Here is a 17,913-nt window from a genome sequence, read left to right as displayed (position 1 = left end):
TGAGCTAGTCGCGGGGAAGCAGCGGTCCGAGCGGCCCGAGGTCCAGATTCAGGTCCTCGGGCCGCAGTCCGTAGCGTTCGCGCAGCTCGGCCATGCGGTCCTCCAGGAGCATCAGGGTGAGCCCGATGCGCTCCTCCTGCTCCTCGGTCAGCTCGCCGGTGTCGAAGCGCCGCACGGCCTGCCGTTCCATCAGCTGCCGGAGCAGTTCCACCACGGTGAGCACCAGTTTCACCAGGTCGCGCTCGACCGTGTCGGGTTCCAGGTCCAGGCGGTTGCGCGGGCTCACAGGATCTCCTCGAAAGGCGAGGGCACGGACGCGTTCACCGAGCTGATCAGCGCGTTCAGATCGATGCGGACCAGGTCGACGTCCGCGATCCGCAGGGTGAGGTCACCCGTGATCACCACTCCGCCGGCCAGCAGCCGGTCGAGCAGGTCGACGAGGGCTATCTCGCGTCGTTCGACCACGGTCACGGCGTCGCCTCCCCGACGAACGAATAGGCCGCCCAGGGTCCGGTGAGTTCCACCCGGATTCCGGGTGCCTCGTCCTTCGTACGGTCCACCAGTTCCACGAATTCCTCGGAATGTGCGCGGGGCACCAGATAGGCCGCGTTGAGCACGTTCCGGCCGGGCTCGGCGGAAAGCGCGGAATTCTGTGGGGCGTGCAGCCGGGAATCCTCGGCGTACCGGGAAAGGCCCTCGTGCAGCGAGCGGGCGAAGGCCTCGGCCCGCTGCCACCGCTCCTCGGTCGCGTGGGTGCTCTGGCGCCGCCGGCGCAGATAGTCCCGGCCGCTCGCGGGCTGCGCGGCGGGGGCAGGCTCGGCGGCGGGCTCGGGCTCCAGGTACACCTTGACCCCCCACTCCACCCGGCCCTCCAGCCGGTCGAGGGCGCGCAGGAAGTCGTCCTCGCGGGCCTCGATCATGGTGCGCACCCCACTGTCGTCCTGGAAGACGGTCGCGAGCCGGAGCGGCAGCGGAGTGGTGACCGTGGTGAGGGCGTCGATCACGCCCTGGTGCGCGCGGGCGGTCACGGACAGCCAGTCCAGGTCCTCCAGGTGCGCCTTCAGGGCCTCCTCGCAGAAGTCGGCCGCCGGGACCTGGCTGACGACCGCGACCAGCCCGTGGTGGCGCAGCAACGCCGGCGGGGCGCCCCCGACGCCGGTGAGCTGGGACTGCAGGGGCGTCCCGAAGGGGCGGCACACGGCGTAGACGTAACGCAGTCCGGTCATGGTGCCTCCTTCGGCGCGCGGCCCGGCTCCAGCTCCTCCAGGCGGGCCACCCGTTCTCTGAGCGCGGCGTTCTCCCGGGTCAGCTCGTCGCGGCGGGCCCGGGAGGAGAGCGCGGGATCGCTCTCCCACCAGTCGATGCCCATCTCCTTGGCTTTGTCCACCGAGGCGACGATGAGCCGCAGCTTGACGGTCAGCAGTTCGATGTCGAGCAGATTGATCCGGATGTCACCCGCGATCACCACACCCTTGTCGAGCACGCGCTCCAGGATGTCGGCGAGGTTGGCTCCACTGCCCTGGCCGTACGGCTCGGGGAGCCTGCTGGGCGTCGTCATCGACGGCTCCCGCGCTCGGCGTACTCGGGCTCCTCTTCCTCGTATTCCTCACCGTCCTCGGCTTCGTCCTCGTACGGCCCTTCTTCCTCCTCCTCAGGCTCCTCCTCGGGCGCCTCCTCGTCCTCCTCGTCCTCCTCGTCCTCCTGCCGGTCCTCGTACTCCTCCGGCTCTTCCTCGTCCTCGGACGCCTCCTCGCCCTCGTCCTCGGCGCGGGCCTCCTCGGACTCCTCCTCCGCCACCGCGTCCTCGTGGCTGCGGACGACCTCGCCGTCGCTGATCTCGCCGCGCCAGCCGTCTTCCGCCTCTCCCTTCAGGGTGATGAACCGGGCGAAGTTCTTCAGATCCAGCCTGGCCCTGCGGCCCTGGGCGCGCCACAGATTGCCGGTCTTCTCGAACAGGCCGGTCGGGTAGTACTCCATGACCAGCAGGATCCGGGTGAGGTTCTCGCCCAGGGCGTGGAAGGTCACGACCCCCTTCGTGGTGCCCTTGGCGCCCTCCGAGGTCCACTGGATGCGCTGGTCGGGCAACTGCTCGGTGGTGTGCGCCTTCCAGCTGCGGCTGGACCAGAAGATCTTCGCCTGCCAGTCGCTGTGGGTGTCGTCGGCGCGGCTCGCGCTCTTGACGCCCTTGGCGAAGGTGGAGAAGTCCTGGTACTGGGTCCACTGGTCGTAGGCGGTGCGCAGCGGCACGCCGACGTCCACCGACTCCATGATGACCGTGGGCTTGTTGCCGCCCCCGCCCTTCTTCCTGCCCTTGCCGCCCCCGAGGTTCTTGACCGCCTCCGTGACGTTGTCCTTGACTCTCGAGGCCCCCAGCTCCAGGGCGGAGCGCAGCGGCCCCTTGCCCTCGGCGACCTTGCGGCCTGCGTCGAGCGCCAGCTTGGCGAAGCCGGGGCTGTTGCCCTCGGCGATGTCGTTGAGCTTGACGGTGGTCTCGCCGAGCTTGCGCCCGAGGCCGCTGAGCAGCCGTTCGGCCTGGGCGGCCAGGTATTCCTGTGCCTCGTCCTTCAGCCGGTCGGCGGCCTCGCTGTGGGCGAGGTCGGCGAGCGGGTTGTCCTGCGCGGCCTTCGTGGCCCGGCCGGCCGTGGAGGCCGCGGATCCCAGGGTCTCGGTCATCGGTCGTCACCGCCCTTCGGCGAGCCGGCGCCACGGCTGCCGGCCGTCCTCTTCCCGGCTGTGCCGGTCTTCCTGGCTGCGGCCTTCTTCGCGGGGGCCGTCTTCTCCGCCGCGGCCTGCCGGCCCGCGGAGGGCTTCTTCGCCGACGGCTTCTTGCCCGCCTTCCTGCCGGACGGCTGCCGCCGGCGGCCCTCGCGGTCGCCTTCCTCGCGCGCCGTGCGTCCGTCGTCCCCGCGCGCCTCGCGGTCGTCGTCCTCCTCCTGCTCCTCGTCGGAGCCCACGGCGGGCAGCGCCCCGGACAGCCCGTCGCGGACCTGGGCGGTCCGGTCGTGCAGCCGGTCGGCGAGTGCGCTCATCTGCCGCTCGACCATGGCCCCGGACGCCGCCCTGCCGACGCCCCGAAGATCCTCGCGCAGCTGATCGCCGATCTCCTTGAACTGCGGGTTGTCACGCAGTTGCTGCCGCGCGACGGCGGCGAGTGCTCCGGGGCCGAGGTTCAGCTTCTTGCCCGCGACCAGGGAGCCGACCGCGACGGCCATTTTCAGCTTCTTCGTGCGTCCCAGGAGATATCCGGCCCCTATGGCGAGGCCCAGTGCCGTTCGGTTCATCATCCCGTCCCCTCGCCTGTTGCGTGGCCGGAGCGCATACCGGTCTCCAGCCGGTCGAGCAGCTCGTCCTCGCGCCGGTCGAACTCCTCCTCGGTGATCTCGCCCGCCTCCAGCCGCTCTTCGAGGCGGGCGAGTTCGGCCCGCACGGTGGCGGGGTCGTAGTAGATCCGTTCCGCCTCGCGGAGCACCTGGCCGACCACCCACCCGGCGCCACGCACCGGTGCGAACGGCAGCAGCAGCACCTCACCGATCAGCCCCATCGCCTCCTCCTTCCGGGCCCGTCGTCTCACCGCGCCCCGGCATCCGTGCCGGCCGTGTCGGCCGCCGGCTCGGCGGGGCCGGGCTCGACGAAGCTGTACGGCGGCAGCGGGCCGTTGACGCGCAGTTCGAGGTGGGGAAGACCGGCGCGGACCTGCTCGACGGTTTTGATGAAGCCCTCGGCCCCGTCCCGGGGAACCAGGAACGAGACGTTGAGCAGCCAGCCCGTGGACTGCGGGCCGGCGCTGACCGCGGCGGCGGCCGGCTCGAGAGCGGCCTGCACCGAGGCGGCGTCCTCTGCCTCCTTGGCCTTGACGGCGGCCGCGACCATCTCGCCGAGGCGCAGCCTGTCGTCGTAAGTGCCGCCGCCCGCACGTCGGGTGGTCTCGGCGAACGAGCGCAGCTCCGCGTCCTCGGCCATCACACGCTGCAGGACGGCGTCCTCCACGTGGTTCGCCTTGACGTTGTACTCGACCTTGCCGTCCAGGGCCTTCAGCCGCTCCCGGTAGTGGTCGGCGCGCTCGTCGAGCACCTGGGTGACGGTCTCGTCGTCGGGGGCCAGGTTCCCGAACCGCATCGGCAGCACACAGCCGGCCGCGCCGGTCTCGGCGAGGACGTTCTGGTGTGCGAGCAGGTCGCGGCGCTTGGGCCGCAGCCCCTCGGGGGCGTCACTGACCAGGGCGGCCAGCTCACCGGCCGTGACGACCCGTACCGGGCGGGGCGGCTCGCCCACGCCCGTCATGCCCTCGGGCAGCGAGGGGTGCGACCGGGCGGTGATCCCGTAGACGTACGTACTCACTCCCTGTCCTCCTTCCTGCGGGCTGTGTCCTTACGTGCGCGGGGCCGGGCCTCGGCACCCTCCTCGCGGGCCTGCTTGAAGGCGTCGGAGATGGTCTCCGCAGCACCGGACAGGGCCCCCTTGGACTTGCCGCGGGCGCCGGACTCCGTGACCTCGCCGACGAGGTCGGGAAGCCCGGGGCTCTTGTGCGGGCCTGCCTCCAGGTCGAGACGGTTGCACGCCTCGGCGAAGCGCAGATATGTGTCGACGCTGGCCACGACGACCCGGACGTCGATCTTCAGGATCTCGATACCGACCAGGGAGACCCGCACGAACGCGTCGATCACGAGTCCCCTGTCCAGGACCAGTTCCAGTACGTCGTAGAGACCGCTGCTGCCGCCTCCACCTGCGGTCTGCTGTGCCGGGACAACAGTCATGCCGCCTCTTCCTCCTCGTGAGTGGTCGGTGTCACGGTCGCTCCGTGGGCGCGGTGGGCGGGGGGCGGCCTAGCGGCCGCCGGGTCGGCGCGCGTCGGACCGTCCGCGTTCATATCGGTGAACGCGCCGGTAGCCGGTGAGCCGCGCCTCCTGGTCGAGATCGATCTGGTAGCTCGCCATCAGGCTCATGGTGTCCGGGACCCGCGCGAGTTCGAGAACCTCCACTTCGAGCACCCATCCGTCCTCGGTCTGCTCGAAGGAGGTCACCGACTCGGGCGCAAGCCCGGTGAGTTCGGCGAGCTGGGCACGCGCCTGGCGCAGCACCTCGATGGGCGCCGGCCGAGACTCCTCCGCCTTGCCGCGCTTGTCGTCGCTGTGTGACTCCTGTGAGTCATGTGCTTTCTGTGAATTTTGTGACTGGGGTGTGTTATTTGTGTTCGACATGGCCACCTCCCCCTGCGGGTGGCCCGGTCATCCCTGGTCAAACATTCAGGAACGATGGTCCGCGAGACGCCGCCGGGCCGGGCCCAGGGCGCGGCCTCGGCTGGGCAGGCCGGCCCAGGGGTCGGTGCCGGCCTGGTCGACGGCGTCGGCGATGGTCCAGCGGCGGGCGTCGAGCCCGGGTCCGTCCACCTGCTCCCAGGCGAGAGGAACGGCGACGGGGGCGCCGGGGCGGGCGCGCACGGTGTAGGGGGCGACGGCGGTCTGCGCGTAGGCGTTGCGCTGCACGTCGAGGTAGAGGCGGTCGCCGCGGTCCTGTTTCCGGGCCGCTGTGGTGAGCCGGTCCGGATGCCGGGAGGCCAGCAACTCGGCCACGTCACGGGCGAATTCGCGGACCTCGTCGAAGTCCTGGCGGCCGTCGAGACGGACGACGAGGTGGAGACCGCGCGACCCGGTGGTCATGGGGGCGGCGGGCAGCCCCAGTTCGTCCAGCAGCTCCCGCAGCAGTCCGGCCGCCTCGCGCACCGGAGCGAAGTCGTCGCCGGGTGGATCGAGGTCGAAGACCAGCTGGTCGGGGTGGTCCGGGCCGGCGGCGCGGTCGGTGCGGGAGAGCCAGCGGTGCAGGGTGAGGCAGGCCTGGTCGGCGAGGTAGAGGAGGGTGGCGGTGTCGTCGCACACGGCATGGGTGACCGTGCCGCCCTCCTTGGGGACTTCGGCGCGGGTGATCCAGTCCGGGTAGTGCTCCGGGATGTTCTTCTGCATGAACCGCTGCCCGTCCAGGCCGTCCGGATAGCGCTCCAGCATCAGCGGACGGCCCCGCAGGTGCGGCAGCAGGTACGGCGCGACGGCCCGGTAGTAGTCGGCGAGGTCGCCCTTGGTGTACTCCTCGGCGCCGGCGCCGCCCGGGAAGAGGACCTTCCCGGGCCGCTGGATCCGCACCGTGCGGCGCCCCGCCCGTACGGTCCGGGCGTCCTCGTCGTTCATCGCACGACCGCCTCCTCCACCAGCAGCCTGGCCGCCGCCGCGATGCCCACGGCGTCGATGCCGGCCGCGTTCAGCTGCTCGTCGGGCGCGGCCGAGCCCGGCATGGTGCGCACCGCGAGCCGGACCAGCCGGGGCACGGGCCGGCCGTCGCAGAAGGCCTCCGCGACGGCGTCACCGAGGCCGCCCTCGGCATGGTGGTCCTCCACGGTGAGCAGACAGCCGGTCTCCTCGGCGGCCCGGTGCAGCGTCTCGGCGTCGACGGGCTTGACGGAGTACAGGTCGATCACCCGTACCCGGATGCCGTCCGCGGCGAGCCGGTCGGCCGCGGCGAGCGCCTCGGGCACGGTGACCCCGGCGGCGACGACCGTCAGCCGGTCCTCCTCGCTGGAGACGAGCGTCTTGCTGCCGCCCACCGGGAACTCCTCGTCGGGGCCGTAGATGACCGGCGTCTTGCCGCGCGAGGTGCGCAGATAGCGGATCCCGTCGAGTCCGGCCATGGTGGCGACCAGCCGGGCGGTCTGGTTGGCGTCGCACGGATACAGCACGGTCGAGCCGTACAGGGCGCGGAACATCGCCAGGTCCTCCAGGCCCATCTGGGAGGGCCCGTCCTGGCCGATCGCGACACCGGCGTGCGAGCCCACCAGGTTGATGCCGGAGCCGCTGATGGACGCCATCCGCACGAAATCATGGGCGCGGGTGAGGAACGCGGCGAACGTCGAGGCGTACGGCAGCCAGCCCCGCGCGGCCATGCCGACGGCCGCGGCGACCATCTGCTGCTCGGCGATGTAGCACTCGAAGAACCGGTCGGGGTGGGCCTTGGCGAACTCCTCGGTGCGGGTGGAGTCGCCGACCTCGCCGTCCAGGGCGACGACATCGCCCCGCGCGCTGCCGAGCGCGGCGAGGGCCGCGCCGAAGGCGTCCCGGGTCGCGACCTCGTCACCCTCGTCGTAGCGCGGAAGCTGCAGCACCTCGGTCGTCAGGTCGCGCAGCGCGGCGGCGGCCGGCGGCTCGTGGACCCGGACGTGCAGCGAGCGCGGTCCGCCGAGCTCGGCGACGGCCTCCTCCGCGTCCGGCACCGGCTTTCCGTGATGGCCCTCCAGGTCCTCGACGGCGGCGACGCCCTTGCCCTTGAGGGTGCGGGCGAGGATCACCACGGGCTGCCCTGCCGTGGACAGCGCCTCGCCGTAGGCCCGGTCGATCTTGTCGACGTCGTGGCCGTCGATCTCGACGGTGTGCCAGCCGAAGGCCTGGAAGCGGCGGGCGTAGGCGTCCAGGTCGTGACCGTGCCGGGTGGGGCCGCGCTGGCCGAGCCGGTTGACGTCCACGATCGCGATCAGGTTGTCCAGGTGCTCGTGCCCGGCGTGTTCGGCGGCCTCCCACACCGAGCCCTCCGCCAGCTCGCTGTCGCCGCACAGCACCCACACCCGGTAGCCGGTGCGCTCCAGGCGCTTGCCGGCGAGGGCGATGCCCACCCCGACCGGCAGGCCCTGGCCGAGGGATCCGGTGGCCGTCTCCACCCAGGGCAGCCGCCGGGGCGTCGGATGTCCTTCGAGCCGGCTGCCGAGCTTGCGGAAGGTGAGCAGCTCGCCGTCCTCGACGGCACCGGCCGCCTTGTACGCGGCGTACAGCAGGGGCGAGGCGTGTCCCTTGGACAGCACGAAGCGGTCGTTCGCGGGGTGCTCGGGGCGTTCGAAGTCGTAGCGCAGATGGTTGGCGAGGAGTACGGCCATCAGATCCGCGGCGGACATCGAGGACGTGGGGTGCCCGGATCCCGCGGCGGCGGACGCCCGCACGCTGTCCACGCGCAACTGCTGTCCCAGCTCGGCGAGTTCGGCGGTGTTCATGGGTCTCCTTGCGGTGAGTCGAGGGATACGGCCGGGGGCCACTCGGCAGCGGGGTCACTCGGCAGCGGGGTCCGGCGGGTCGGTGCGCTTGACCGGGCCGGGGGCGGGGTGGTCCCCGCGCCCGGCGGCCGGCGGATGGGCGTCACGTTCCGCTTCCCGGGGCCGCACCGCTTCTTCGGCCTGCTCCGGCCCTCCCGCCCGCTCCGTTCCCCCCGGCACGCGTGCCAGCTCCGGAGAGGCCGTGTCCAGGGGAACCGACCAGGACCGTACGAGGCCCAACTGGACGCCCTGGCGCGGCAGTACGGCGTCCAGCAGCCAGTCGGCGGCCACCCGGACGCGGTTGCCGGGCAGCGCGGCCAGGTGGTAGCCGCGGGTGACCGCACCGGCCGCCGGGCCGGACAGCGGGACGCCGAACGGGTTCGCGGCGGCCTGGATCCCGCCGAGGTCGACGGCGAAACCCAGGTCGCGATGGCGGTAGGCCCGCCGGCGCCGGCCGACACCGAGCGAGGCGGCCACGTTCTCCCCGGCCACCCGGCCCTGGCGCCACGCGTGCTGGGCCGTCATCGGCGTGAAGGACCCCGGCTTCTCCAGGTCCGGTACGGCGGCCGCGTCCCCGCAGCAGAACACCTCCGGCCGGCCCGGCACCTGCAGATGGGGGTCAACGATCAGCCGGCCCCGCTCCAGCGGCTGCCCGACCGCCTCCACCAGCGGATCGGGCCGTACCCCGACACACCACACCAGCGTCCGGGACGCGACGAACTCGCCGTCGGTGAGCAGCACCCCGTCGTGGGTGGCCTCCTTCACCGACGTACCCATCCGGACCTCGACGCCCCGCGCCCGCAGCACCCGGTCGGCCGTCCGGGACAGCCGCTCGGCCATCTCCGGCAGCACGCGCGGCGCCACGTCCAGCAGGATCCAGCGCGGCCGGAACCCGGCGCACAGCGGATGCCGGCGGGCCAGCCGGTCGGTGAGCAGCTGCATCTGCGCGGCCACCTCGGTGCCGGTGTAGCCGGCGCCGACCACGACGAAGGTGCAGCGGGCCGCGCAGGCCTTCGGATCGTCCTCCGTGGCCGCCAGCTCCACCTGCCGGGTCACGTGGTCGCGCAGGTACAGCGCCTCGGGCAGCCCCCGGAAGCCGTGCGCGTGCTCGGCGACCCCGGGGATGGGCAGCAGCTTGTTGACGCTGCCGACACACAGCACCAGCCGGTCGTAGGTGAGGGTGCCGATACCGCCCTCGGGGTCGGAGTAGTGGACCGTACGGCCGTCGAGGTCGACATGGTCCGCCTCGCCGAGCACCATCCGCACCCCGTGCAGGGTGCCCGGCAGCGACACGGTGACCCTGCGGGCCTCCAGGATGCCGGCGGCGACCTGGGGCAGCAGCGGCAGGTACAGGAAGTAGTCGGTCGGGTTCAGCAAAGTGATGTCGGCCCGGTTCCGGGTCAGCCGGGCCAGCGTGCGGGCAGCCCGGTACCCGGCGAAACCGGCTCCGACGATCACGACGTGAGGTCGGCTCACGGTGCGCCTCCGGCGGTGTGGCTCGTCCGAGGTTTTCCGCGTAACCGAGGCCGGGGCACCCAAACGCCGCGCGGGTCACCCGTACGCCGGTCGGAGCACCCGAACGCCGCGCCGCGCCCCCGGCGTTTCGCCCACCGGGCGCCGGTTACCCGGCCCGGGACCGCATGACACCGCAGCAGCGTCGCCCGCGCGGAGGTTTCCCCATGCCCGAATACGGCTGTTTCCTGGCGAGCGAGGAACACACCCCCGCCCACCTCGTCGAGCAGGCTCGGATGGCCGAGCAGGCCGGATTCCGGGCGCTGTGGATCTCCGACCACTTCCATCCGTGGAACGACGCGCAGGGGCAGAGCGCGTTCGTGTGGTCGGTGATCGGCGCCCTGTCGGAGGCGGTGTCGCTGCCCATCGAGACGGCGGTGACCTGTCCGACCGTGCGGATGCACCCGGCGGTGACGGCGCAGGCCGCGGCGACGAGCGCGGTGCTGACCGAGGGACGTTTCCGGCTGGGCATCGGCACCGGCGAGGCGCTGAACGAGCACATCCTCGGCGACCGCTGGCCGCCGCTGCACGTGCGCCTGGAGATGCTGGAGGAGGCCGTGCAGGTGATGCGCCGGCTGTTCAGCGGCGAGGAGGTCAACCACCAGGGCACGCACTACACCGTGGAGAACGCCCGCCTCTACACCGTTCCCGACGAACCCGTGCCCATCGACATCTCCGGCTTCGGGCCGAAGGCGACGTCGCTCGCCGCCCGGGTGGGCGACGGGTACATCACGATGATGCCGGAGGAGGAGATGGTCACTCAGTTCCGCAAGGGCGGGGGCGGGACGAAGCCGGTGAGCGGCGGTACGAAGGTCTGTTACGGCACCGATCGCGAGGAGTGCGTCCGTACCGTGCACCGGCTCTGGTACAACGAGCTGCTGCCCGGGGAGATGGGGCAGGTGCTGCCCTCGCCGCGCCACTTCGAGCAGCTGCGGGAGCTGGTCACCGAGGACATGGTGCGCGAGAAGGTCGTGTGCGGGGACGATGCCGACCAGCACGTGTCCGCGCTGAGGGCGTTCGCCGACGCCGGGTTCGACCGGGTGTACGTGAACCAGATCGGGGCCGATCAGAAGGGGTTCTTCGACTTCTACCGGACGAAGGTGCTGCCGCGGCTCGGCGGCTGAGTGGGCGGTGGTTCGGTTCGCTGCGCTCAGGCCCTGTGGTGGCCGGTGTCCGGGGGCTCCTTCGGCATCGGCGGGTACGGCAGGCCCAGGCCGCTCGGCGGACCCGCCGGTGGGGTGCCGCCGATGGCAGGAGCCGGCGGCGAGGGGTGGCTGTGCCTCGGGTGGGCGGCACCCCGCAGGGCGTAGGCCACCGCGCCCATGATCGCCGCGGTGATCAGGGCTGCGCCCCAGCCGGGCAGGCCGGTCGCCAGGGCCAGGCCGACGGCGAGGGCCAGCGCGGCGCCCGCGTACAGGGCGGCGGCGCCGGACGCGGCGTAGAGCAGGGCGGTGCGGCGCTGCTTGCGGGTCTGCTCGCGCAGCTCGTCGCGTACCGTCTCGCGTGCCACCTGTGCCAGCTCTTCGACCAGGTGCTTGTCGAGATGTTCCAGGTGATCCAGGCGTTCCGAACGGTCCATACCCTGCGGGTACCCGGCGGGCACAGCGGGTAACGCGGGCGCCCTGCACGGCCCGGGCCGCCGCAACTAGGCTCGGGCGCATGGAGATTCTGGGCGCCTCGTTGCGCATCTGCGTCGACGACCTCGAGACCGCGATCCCCTTCTACGAGCGTCTGGCGGGCGGCAGAGCGCTGCGCTTCGAGCGCGGCGGGGTCCAGGTCGCCGCGATCGGCTCCTTTCTGCTGATGAGCGGCCCGGAGGCGGAACTGGAGATCCTGCGCAAGGTGGCGGCGACCATCGCCGTCGAGGACGTGGACGAGGCGCACCGGCTGCTGACCGGCCTCGGCGCCCGGATCATCGCGGGGCCGCTGCCGACGCCGGCGGGCCGGAACCTGATCGCGATGCATCCGGACGGGTCGGTGTTCGAGTACGTCGACCAGCGGGCCTGAGCCGGTCAGAACGCGTCGGGCCGCATCCGGAAGTCGTGGCGGGCGGGCAGGGGCTCGTCGGTGAGCCGGGACCACAGCCGGCCGAGCACCTCCTCGCCCTCCCGCAGGTCGGCGACCTCGAAGCCCGTGTCGAGGACCGCGCGGGCCTCCTCGGGCCGTCCCTCGGCGAGCAGCAGTTCGGCCTCCAGCAGCCGGAACCGGCCGCGCCGGCGCACGGCGGGCAGCAACCGGTCCCAGACCGCCCGGGCGTCCGCCGTCCGCCGCACCCGGAGCAGTGCCTGCAGGGTCTCCCGGCCGAGCGCGGCCACGGCGGCGGTCCACGTCTCTTTGTCGTCGCGGCGCTCGCGGCACAGGTCGTCGAAGGCGTCCGCGTACCGCTCGGCGGCCCGTTCGTGGTGGCCGGACTCCTGGTCGGCGACGGCCAGGCAGCGCAGCGACGGCCAGAGGGACGGGGCGAGTTCGAGGGCGCGTTCCCAGCTGCGGACGGCCTGGGCGCGGTCGCCGGCGTGCCACTGGGCGACACCGAGGTGGTACTCGGTGTGCGGGCCGGCGGGCGCGGTCTCCAGCATGTCCCGCCAGTGCGGGGCGACGAGGGTCTCGCCGGGCGGCCGTACCCGGCGCGGCTCGGGCAGGGAGCCGGTGAGCAGCAGTTCCCGCCAGGGCGCCTGTGCCTCGCCGAGGGTGGACTCGGGGAACGGGGTGCCGGGCAGTTTCCAGTCGCCGCGCAGCACTTCGAGGGCGCCCCAGCCGGATCCGGCGGCCAGGATCTCGCCGGGTTCGGTGTCGGCGCACGGCCGCCAGGCCGCGTACGCCTCCTCGACCCGGGCGCGCGGCAGGGCGGACTCCAGCCGTTCCCCGGCGCCCTGGACGGCCCCGGTCCACTCCCCTTCCGGGGGTGCGTCGAGCGGGCCGTACGCCTCCAGCCAGGACACCTCGCTCTCGGCGTCCAGCCGGACGTGTTCCAGCTGGGTGCGGGCGAGCCCGGCCTGGATCTCGCAGTAGCCGCCGGTGCCGGGTTCGGTGAGCCACTCCTGCCAGCGCCGGCCGCCGGGCAGATGGCCCCAGACGAAGAGCTTGCGGCCGCGCAGGGTGTCGGTGGAGGTCTGCACCAGGCCGTGCCCGTCGGCGTCCAGCGCGGCGATCCAGCGGCGGCTGCCGTCCGGCACGTCGTAGAAGTAGTCGGCGGCGTAGGGGCTGTCGAGGGGGTGGGTGCGGTCGATGCCGTCGTACGACGGGACGGGCACGCGGCGCAGGCGGCGCTCGTAGCCGAAGTGCCAGGCCTCCTCGGCGGGGACGAGGACCCGGCACTCCTCCGGCACCGCGATGTTGGACCACCAGTAGGTCGGCACCGGGCGCTCGTGCGGGTTGCGGACGCGGACGCCGACGTAGAGGAAGTCGCAGCCGTCGGGCAGCCACAGGTCGACCTGGAAGGGCAGGTCGCGCAGTCGTTCCCACTCCCACAGGCGCAGCATCTCGCCGCCGTCCGGGGCGGGGACGCGGGCGGCGTGCAGGGGTGCGCAGGAGAGCGTGGTGTGGCCGGTGGCGCCGATGTTCCATTCGATGCCGCCGGAGTACCAGGCGCCGTTGAGGGCGAAGTTGGCGGGCTGGAACACCGGGTTGCGGTAGAGGAGTTCGCGTCCGGTGGGCAGGTGGATCAGGGAGGCGACACGGCCGCCGAGGCCGGGCAGGACGGTGGCGCGCAGCCGGTCGTTCTCGATCACCAGGGCGTCGAGGGGGCGGGGTTCGCGGGTTCTGTCGTAGCCGTCGCGGACGCGGACCGGGAGCAGGCTGTGCAGCGGCTCGTAGGCGAGCTGGCGGGCCATGTCCCCGGGCATGCCGTCCCGGTCGCGGTCCTCGATGCGGTGGACCTCGTCGAGCGGGCGCAGCGGGGGCAGGGGGTTGTCGGGTCCCAACTGCGCGGCGGGCAGCGTCAGTACCTCACGTCGGATCCTCGTCACGATCACCATGGAACCCGGCGTGCGTCGAGTCGGCCAGGGGATGTGCCGGTCAGGATTGCGCAAAGGGTGTGTTCAGGCGGTGGGGTCGCGCATCTCGGCGGTGAGTGCCCAGCGTTCGTGGTCGCGCCAGGCGCCGTCGATGTGGAGCATGGCCGGGGAGAACCCCTCCAGCCGGAAACCGGCGCCGCGTGCCATCGCGATCGAGGCGGTGTTCTCGGGCTGCACGTTGATCTCCAGCCGGTGCAGTCCGAGCGGGCCGAAGGCGTATCCGATGACCAGGTCGAGGCCCTCGCGCATCAGGCCGCGCCCGGCGGCGTGCGCGAAGGCCCCGTAGCCCAGGGCGCCGCACTGGAAGCCGCCGCGCACGATGTTGTTGATGTTGATGAACCCGGCGATCTCCCCGCTGTCCTTCTCGCACACCAGGAAGCCGGCCTTGGTCGGGTCCTCGATCAGCGGGCGCACGTAGGCGGCGTAGGCCTCGTCGTTGTCCGGCGGGAACAGCCAGGGCCGGTGCAGGTCCTTGCTCTCGCGGGTCCGCGCGGTGAACTCGGGTCCGTCTCCGAGGGCGAAGTGACGGATGCCCACGCGGGGGCCTTCGGCGAGGTAACGGGGCGCGGTGTGCGGCATCGGGCCAGGGTACGGCGTCCCCGCCCACGCCGTCTGCGGAAACCGGCCCGCGCCGTCTCCGGGAACTCACCGACGCCGACTCCAGGAACCGCCTGGGCCGACACCTCGAAGGCGCCCGCCCCGACTCCTGACATCCACCCGGCCGGGCTCCTGGCGTCCACCCGGCCGGCTCCCCAGCCCATCGGCCCCAGCTCCCGGAATTCTCCCGGCCCGGCTGCCCGAAGTCCCCCGCACCAGCGCCCGGAACCCGCCCCACCCGGCTGCCCAGCCAAACCGCCCGGGCCGGCACCTCGAACCCGCCCCGACCAGCACATGGAATCCGCCCAGCTTGCTCCTGGCCCCCCCCCGGCCCGGCTCCCGGAATTCTCCCGGCCCGGCTGCCCGAAGTCCCCCGCACCAGCGCCTGGAACCCGCCCCGCCTGGCTGCCCAGCCAAACCGCCCGGGCCGGCACCTCGAACCCGCCCCGACCAGCACATGGAATCCGCCCAGCTTGCTCCTGGCATCCACCCGGTCGGGATCCAGCCGATCAGCGTGGGCCAGTACCTCGAGCTCGCCCCAACCGGCACCGGAACCCGCCCGGCCCGACTCCAGCCGATCCCCCCGAACCGGCACCCGGCATCCGCAGGGCCCAGCTGCTCGAAGTCCCCCGGGCCGACCCCGGAACCGGCCCCGTCCCGCTGCCCCAAGCCCCCGGACCCACTGCCGGAACCCGCCATCCCCGGCTCAGCCGCTCACGACCGGTAGTCGCAGCACCCCGGTGTCCCCGGGGTGCTGAGCACGGTGACCGGCCTGATCCCCCGGTTGCCCGAAGTAGGCGTCGTGGCTCGCGCGCGGCGGGGCGCCGGTCGGGGCACACGGGATTCAGTGCGTGCCGTCAGCGCAGCGCGGGCTGCTCCAGCGTCAAGGTGCCCGCGTCCGCGTCGAGTTCGGCCCGCACACCGAACGGGACGGTCACCGCGTCGTCGCAGTGCCCGAATCCCAGCTCCTCCACCACCGGCACCCCGAGTCCGCAGAGCCGGTCGGCGAGGACCGGGCGCAGTTCCTCGTCACGGCCGCAGTCGCGCCAGGAGCCGAGCCCGATCCCGGCGACCCCGTCGAGCCAGCCGGAGCGCAGCAACTGGGTCAGCAGCCGGTCGACGCGGTAGGGCGCTTCGGCCACGTCCTCCAGGAGCAGCAGCCCGCCCCGGGCACCGGGCCGGGTGTACGGGGTGCCGAGGTCGGCGGCCAGCAGGGTCAGACAGCCGCCGAGCGTGATCCCCCGGGCCCGGCCGGGCGCGAGCCCGGCCCCGGTCGAGGTCAGGGTCCGCACGCTCTCCGGAGCGAACAGGGTGGAGCGCAGATGATCCTGTGCGCGGGCGCTCTTGACGAAGTCGACCCCGGCGGCGGCCGGTCCGTACAGGCTGACCAGGCCCAGCCGGGTGGCGAACGCCTGGTGCAGCACGGTGACGTCGCTGAAGCCCACGAACACCTTGGGCCCGGCCGCCCGCATCGCGTCCCAGTCCAGCAGGTCGACCATGCGCTGGGCGCCGTACCCGCCGCGGGCGCACAGCACCGCGGCGACGGACGGGTCGCACCAGGCGTTCTGGAGGTCGGCCGCGCGGTCGGCGTCCCGGCCGGCCAGGTAGCCGAACTCCTCGTGCCGGCCGAGCACATGGGGTGCCACGATTGGATCCAGGTCCCAGCCGCGCAGCACGTCGAGCCCCGCCTGGAGCCGTTCCTCAGGCACCGGCCCGCTGGGGGCGACGACGGCCACACGGGCGCCCGGAGCCAGCCGCTCCGGGCGCGTCAGTTCCTTCACGTGTGCAGCTCCAGTCTCGGGACATCGGGCACGTCCAGTTCGAACACCTGGGCGTACAGGGAGATTTCGGCCTCCAGGGCACGCACCATGGTCTCCGCCCGCCGGAACCCGTGCCCCTCTCCCTCGAAGGTGAGGTAGGCGTGCGGCACGTCCCGGCCGGCGATCCGGGCGAGGAAGCGTTCGCACTGGGCGGGCGGGCAGATCACGTCGTCCAGGCCCTGGAGGAGCAGGAACGGCGCGGTGAGCCGGTCGGCGTGGGTGCTCGGCGAGCGCTCGGCGTACCGGGTGGGCACCTCGGCGAGCGGGCCGATCAGCGACTCCAGGTAGCGGGACTCGAAGTCGTGGGTTCCCGGCCCCCAGGTGACCGGGTCCAGGACCGGGTAGATGATGGTGCCGCAGGCGTAGACGTCGGTCGTGGTCAGGGAGGCGGCGGCGGTCCAGCCGCCCGCGCTGCCGCCCCGGATCGCGAGCCGGGTGGGATCGGCGGTGCCCTCGTCGGCGAGGGCGCGGGCGACGGCCGCGCAGTCCTCGACGTCGACCACGCCCCACTGTTCACGCAACCGCTCGCGGTAGGCCCGGCCGTACCCGGTGGAGCCGCCGTAGTTCACCTCCGCCACGCCGATGCCGCGCGAGGTGAAGTAGGCGATCTCCAGGTCCAGCACGAGCGGCACCCGGCCGGTGGGGCCGCCGTGCGCCCAGATGACGTAGGGCGGCAACTCGCCGTCGGGGGCGGTGCGTTCGGGGTGGTGCGGCGGGTAGACGTGGGCGTGCACCTCGCGGCCGTCCGGGCCGGCGAAGACGCGGATCCGCGGCTCCGGGTAGTACGCGGGGTCGACGGCGTCCCGGTGCCGGGCACCGATCGCGCGGGCCCGGCCGGTGGCGGTGTCCAGTTCGACCACCTCGGGCCCGGTGCGCGGGCTGGCACCGACACCTACGACGCGGCCGCCGTGGACCGCGAGGGTGGCGCCGAACTCGGTCCACGGTCCGGCGGCGTCGACGATCTCCCCGGACTCCGTGTCCAGTATCCCGAGTACGGTCGCCCCCCGGCCGTGTACGACCGCCACCAGACCGTTGTCCAGCGGCGCGAACCAGCGCAGGCCCGGCTTCCACAACGGGCCGGCGAACTCCTCCTCGCGCGGGCACAGCCGGACGCCGCCCCGGTACAGGTTCCACCAGCCGCTGCGGTCGCTCGCGTACAGAAGACGGCCGTCCGCCGACCATTCGGCCTGCGCGATCGCCTCCTCGGGGCCGCCGGCCACCGTGCGGACGGTGTGCAGTGTGCCGTCGTCGCCGATGTCGCCGACGAGCAGTTCCGTCCCGTCCCACGGCATGCGCGGATGGTCCCAGGCCAGCCAGGCCGCCCGCCGGCCGTCCGGCGAGACGCGGGGCCCGGTGACGAACCGGTGCCGGCCGCCGGTGAGTTCACGCACGGCGGACCGGTCCCCGGCGGCGGATCCGTCCAGCGGTACGGCGGCCAGGACCCGCCGCACGTCCGAGGGGCCGTCCCCGGTGAACTCCTCCAGCACGCACCACACCTCGCCGCGTGCGAGGTCCACGTGCGGGTCCGCCCAGCGCAGTCCCCCGCCCACCGGGGACACCGGAGTCAGCGGGCGCGGCTCGCCGCCGGGCTCGTACCGGTACAGCCGCTGGTCGGCGAAGTCGGTGAACACCACGAGCGGTCCGCCGTCACGCGGCACCCCGGCCCAGGGGCGGCCGCCGTACTCCACCACCCGGTTGCGCACGTTCCACGGCGCGGGCAGTACGACCTCCTCCGCGCCCTGTGCCGTCCGCCGCACCAGTGCCCGGCGTCCGCCCTCGGCCGGCCGGGGCTCGGTCCACCACACCTCGTCCCCGACGAAACCCACCCACTCCGGGTGCCCGTCGTGCGCGGCGGCCAGCGCCGCGTCGATGGGCGACGGCCACGATCCGTACGGCGACGCCCGCATCT

At 73.1% G+C, this 17,913-nt stretch carries 20 protein-coding genes; 2 read left to right on the top strand and 18 right to left on the bottom strand.

Annotated features, from left to right (window positions below; genetic code table 11):
• Positions 1–4: 4 nt before the first annotated feature.
• The 13 genes from ACWDEN_RS12475 to ACWDEN_RS12415 form a co-directional block, all read right to left on the bottom strand.
• A complete protein-coding gene (locus tag ACWDEN_RS12475) occupies positions 5–286 on the bottom strand; it encodes a gas vesicle protein K (protein WP_228620705.1) in 282 nt (93 codons plus the stop codon).
• Complete coding sequence (locus tag ACWDEN_RS12470; RefSeq protein ID WP_228620704.1) at positions 283–471, bottom strand: gas vesicle protein; 189 nt, start codon at positions 469–471, stop codon at positions 283–285. Before ACWDEN_RS12470 ends, ACWDEN_RS12475 begins: the two co-directional genes overlap by 4 nt.
• Entirely contained in the window at positions 468–1,226 is a 759-nt protein-coding gene (locus tag ACWDEN_RS12465; RefSeq protein ID WP_450858715.1) for a GvpL/GvpF family gas vesicle protein, read from the bottom strand. The genes ACWDEN_RS12470 and ACWDEN_RS12465 overlap by 4 nt, the downstream gene beginning before the upstream one ends.
• The gene (locus ACWDEN_RS12460) at positions 1,223–1,558 is read right to left on the bottom strand and encodes a gas vesicle protein (protein WP_228620702.1); all 336 of its coding nucleotides are present in this window, start codon (positions 1,556–1,558) and stop codon (positions 1,223–1,225) included. The genes ACWDEN_RS12465 and ACWDEN_RS12460 overlap by 4 nt, the downstream gene beginning before the upstream one ends.
• Positions 1,555–2,673, bottom strand: a complete 1,119-nt coding sequence (locus ACWDEN_RS12455) for an SRPBCC family protein (RefSeq protein WP_450858712.1) — start codon at positions 2,671–2,673, stop codon at positions 1,555–1,557. Before ACWDEN_RS12455 ends, ACWDEN_RS12460 begins: the two co-directional genes overlap by 4 nt.
• Positions 2,670–3,281 (bottom strand): DNA primase, encoded by a 612-nt coding sequence (locus ACWDEN_RS12450; protein ID WP_450858913.1) that lies wholly within the window; start codon positions 3,279–3,281, stop codon positions 2,670–2,672. The genes ACWDEN_RS12455 and ACWDEN_RS12450 overlap by 4 nt, the downstream gene beginning before the upstream one ends.
• The gene (locus ACWDEN_RS12445) at positions 3,281–3,541 is read right to left on the bottom strand and encodes a gas vesicle protein GvpG (protein ID WP_228620699.1); all 261 of its coding nucleotides are present in this window, start codon (positions 3,539–3,541) and stop codon (positions 3,281–3,283) included. Before ACWDEN_RS12445 ends, ACWDEN_RS12450 begins: the two co-directional genes overlap by 1 nt.
• A 26-nt stretch (positions 3,542–3,567) precedes the next feature.
• Positions 3,568–4,338: a GvpL/GvpF family gas vesicle protein gene (locus tag ACWDEN_RS12440; protein WP_450858710.1), complete on the bottom strand. Its 771-nt coding sequence runs from the start codon at positions 4,336–4,338 to the stop codon at positions 3,568–3,570.
• Positions 4,335–4,754 (bottom strand): gas vesicle structural protein GvpA, encoded by a 420-nt coding sequence (locus tag ACWDEN_RS12435; RefSeq protein WP_450858708.1) that lies wholly within the window; start codon positions 4,752–4,754, stop codon positions 4,335–4,337. The genes ACWDEN_RS12440 and ACWDEN_RS12435 overlap by 4 nt, the downstream gene beginning before the upstream one ends.
• A gap of 69 nt (positions 4,755–4,823) precedes the next feature.
• Positions 4,824–5,198, bottom strand: coding sequence for a gas vesicle protein GvpO (locus ACWDEN_RS12430; protein WP_450858706.1), 375 nt, complete (start codon positions 5,196–5,198; stop codon positions 4,824–4,826).
• Between the two features lie 45 nt (positions 5,199–5,243).
• Positions 5,244–6,179 (bottom strand): non-homologous end-joining DNA ligase, encoded by a 936-nt coding sequence (gene ligD / locus ACWDEN_RS12425; protein ID WP_450858704.1) that lies wholly within the window; start codon positions 6,177–6,179, stop codon positions 5,244–5,246.
• Positions 6,176–8,023, bottom strand: a complete 1,848-nt coding sequence (locus ACWDEN_RS12420; RefSeq protein ID WP_450858702.1) for a transketolase — start codon at positions 8,021–8,023, stop codon at positions 6,176–6,178. Before ACWDEN_RS12420 ends, ligD begins: the two co-directional genes overlap by 4 nt.
• Positions 8,024–8,077: 54 nt before the next feature.
• Positions 8,078–9,538, bottom strand: a complete 1,461-nt coding sequence (locus ACWDEN_RS12415; RefSeq protein WP_450858700.1) for an NAD(P)/FAD-dependent oxidoreductase — start codon at positions 9,536–9,538, stop codon at positions 8,078–8,080.
• Between the two features lie 203 nt (positions 9,539–9,741).
• Here ACWDEN_RS12415 and ACWDEN_RS12410 point away from each other — a divergent pair, with 203 nt between their 5' ends.
• Entirely contained in the window at positions 9,742–10,698 is a 957-nt protein-coding gene (locus tag ACWDEN_RS12410) for an LLM class F420-dependent oxidoreductase (RefSeq protein WP_450858698.1), read from the top strand.
• Positions 10,699–10,724: 26 nt separating this feature from the next.
• Here ACWDEN_RS12410 and ACWDEN_RS12405 read toward each other — a convergent pair whose 3' ends face one another.
• On the bottom strand, positions 10,725–11,153 hold the full coding sequence (locus tag ACWDEN_RS12405; RefSeq protein WP_351606492.1) for a phage holin family protein: 429 nt from the start codon (positions 11,151–11,153) through the stop codon (positions 10,725–10,727).
• Positions 11,154–11,233: 80 nt separating this feature from the next.
• On the opposite strand from ACWDEN_RS12405, the gene ACWDEN_RS12400 reads away from it, so the two are divergent.
• Positions 11,234–11,581 (top strand): VOC family protein, encoded by a 348-nt coding sequence (locus ACWDEN_RS12400; protein WP_351606489.1) that lies wholly within the window; start codon positions 11,234–11,236, stop codon positions 11,579–11,581.
• Between the two features lie 5 nt (positions 11,582–11,586).
• On the opposite strand, the gene ACWDEN_RS12395 is transcribed toward ACWDEN_RS12400, so the two are convergent.
• The 4 genes from ACWDEN_RS12395 to ACWDEN_RS12380 form a co-directional block, all read right to left on the bottom strand.
• Positions 11,587–13,548 carry a DUF5107 domain-containing protein gene (locus ACWDEN_RS12395; RefSeq protein ID WP_450858695.1) on the bottom strand — a complete coding sequence of 654 codons (1,962 nt, stop codon included), beginning with the start codon at positions 13,546–13,548 and terminating at the stop codon, positions 11,587–11,589.
• A gap of 63 nt (positions 13,549–13,611) precedes the next feature.
• The gene (locus ACWDEN_RS12390) at positions 13,612–14,166 is read right to left on the bottom strand and encodes a GNAT family N-acetyltransferase (RefSeq protein WP_450858693.1); all 555 of its coding nucleotides are present in this window, start codon (positions 14,164–14,166) and stop codon (positions 13,612–13,614) included.
• 875 nt (positions 14,167–15,041) lie between these two features.
• On the bottom strand, positions 15,042–15,965 hold the full coding sequence (locus ACWDEN_RS12385) for a S66 peptidase family protein (RefSeq protein ID WP_450858691.1): 924 nt from the start codon (positions 15,963–15,965) through the stop codon (positions 15,042–15,044).
• Entirely contained in the window at positions 15,962–17,911 is a 1,950-nt protein-coding gene (locus ACWDEN_RS12380) for a prolyl oligopeptidase family serine peptidase (RefSeq protein ID WP_450858689.1), read from the bottom strand. The genes ACWDEN_RS12385 and ACWDEN_RS12380 overlap by 4 nt, the downstream gene beginning before the upstream one ends.
• Positions 17,912–17,913 lie beyond the last annotated feature (2 nt).

Source organism: Streptomyces sp. NPDC001153, assembly GCF_053598315.1.
This window is presented reverse-complemented; position numbering and strand designations above follow the sequence as displayed.

What these genes read in the sequence shown, in the direction of transcription:
- ACWDEN_RS12445 (WP_228620699.1), bottom strand. Translation starts at nt 3,541, where the DNA reads ATGGGGCTGATCGGTGAGGTGCTGCTGCTGCCGTTCGCACCGGTGCGT.
- ACWDEN_RS12460 (WP_228620702.1), bottom strand. Translation starts at nt 1,558, where the DNA reads ATGACGACGCCCAGCAGGCTCCCCGAGCCGTACGGCCAGGGCAGTGGA.
- ACWDEN_RS12400 (WP_351606489.1), top strand. Translation starts at nt 11,234, where the DNA reads ATGGAGATTCTGGGCGCCTCGTTGCGCATCTGCGTCGACGACCTCGAG.
- ACWDEN_RS12420 (WP_450858702.1), bottom strand. Translation starts at nt 8,023, where the DNA reads ATGAACACCGCCGAACTCGCCGAGCTGGGACAGCAGTTGCGCGTGGAC.
- ACWDEN_RS12450 (WP_450858913.1), bottom strand. Translation starts at nt 3,281, where the DNA reads ATGAACCGAACGGCACTGGGCCTCGCCATAGGGGCCGGATATCTCCTG.
- ACWDEN_RS12405 (WP_351606492.1), bottom strand. Translation starts at nt 11,153, where the DNA reads ATGGACCGTTCGGAACGCCTGGATCACCTGGAACATCTCGACAAGCAC.
- ACWDEN_RS12455 (WP_450858712.1), bottom strand. Translation starts at nt 2,673, where the DNA reads ATGACCGAGACCCTGGGATCCGCGGCCTCCACGGCCGGCCGGGCCACG.
- ACWDEN_RS12435 (WP_450858708.1), bottom strand. Translation starts at nt 4,754, where the DNA reads ATGACTGTTGTCCCGGCACAGCAGACCGCAGGTGGAGGCGGCAGCAGC.
- ACWDEN_RS12465 (WP_450858715.1), bottom strand. Translation starts at nt 1,226, where the DNA reads ATGACCGGACTGCGTTACGTCTACGCCGTGTGCCGCCCCTTCGGGACG.
- ACWDEN_RS12390 (WP_450858693.1), bottom strand. Translation starts at nt 14,166, where the DNA reads ATGCCGCACACCGCGCCCCGTTACCTCGCCGAAGGCCCCCGCGTGGGC.
- ACWDEN_RS12380 (WP_450858689.1), bottom strand. Translation starts at nt 17,911, where the DNA reads ATGCGGGCGTCGCCGTACGGATCGTGGCCGTCGCCCATCGACGCGGCG.
- ligD (WP_450858704.1), bottom strand. Translation starts at nt 6,179, where the DNA reads ATGAACGACGAGGACGCCCGGACCGTACGGGCGGGGCGCCGCACGGTG.
- ACWDEN_RS12430 (WP_450858706.1), bottom strand. Translation starts at nt 5,198, where the DNA reads ATGTCGAACACAAATAACACACCCCAGTCACAAAATTCACAGAAAGCA.
- ACWDEN_RS12395 (WP_450858695.1), bottom strand. Translation starts at nt 13,548, where the DNA reads ATGGTGATCGTGACGAGGATCCGACGTGAGGTACTGACGCTGCCCGCC.
- ACWDEN_RS12410 (WP_450858698.1), top strand. Translation starts at nt 9,742, where the DNA reads ATGCCCGAATACGGCTGTTTCCTGGCGAGCGAGGAACACACCCCCGCC.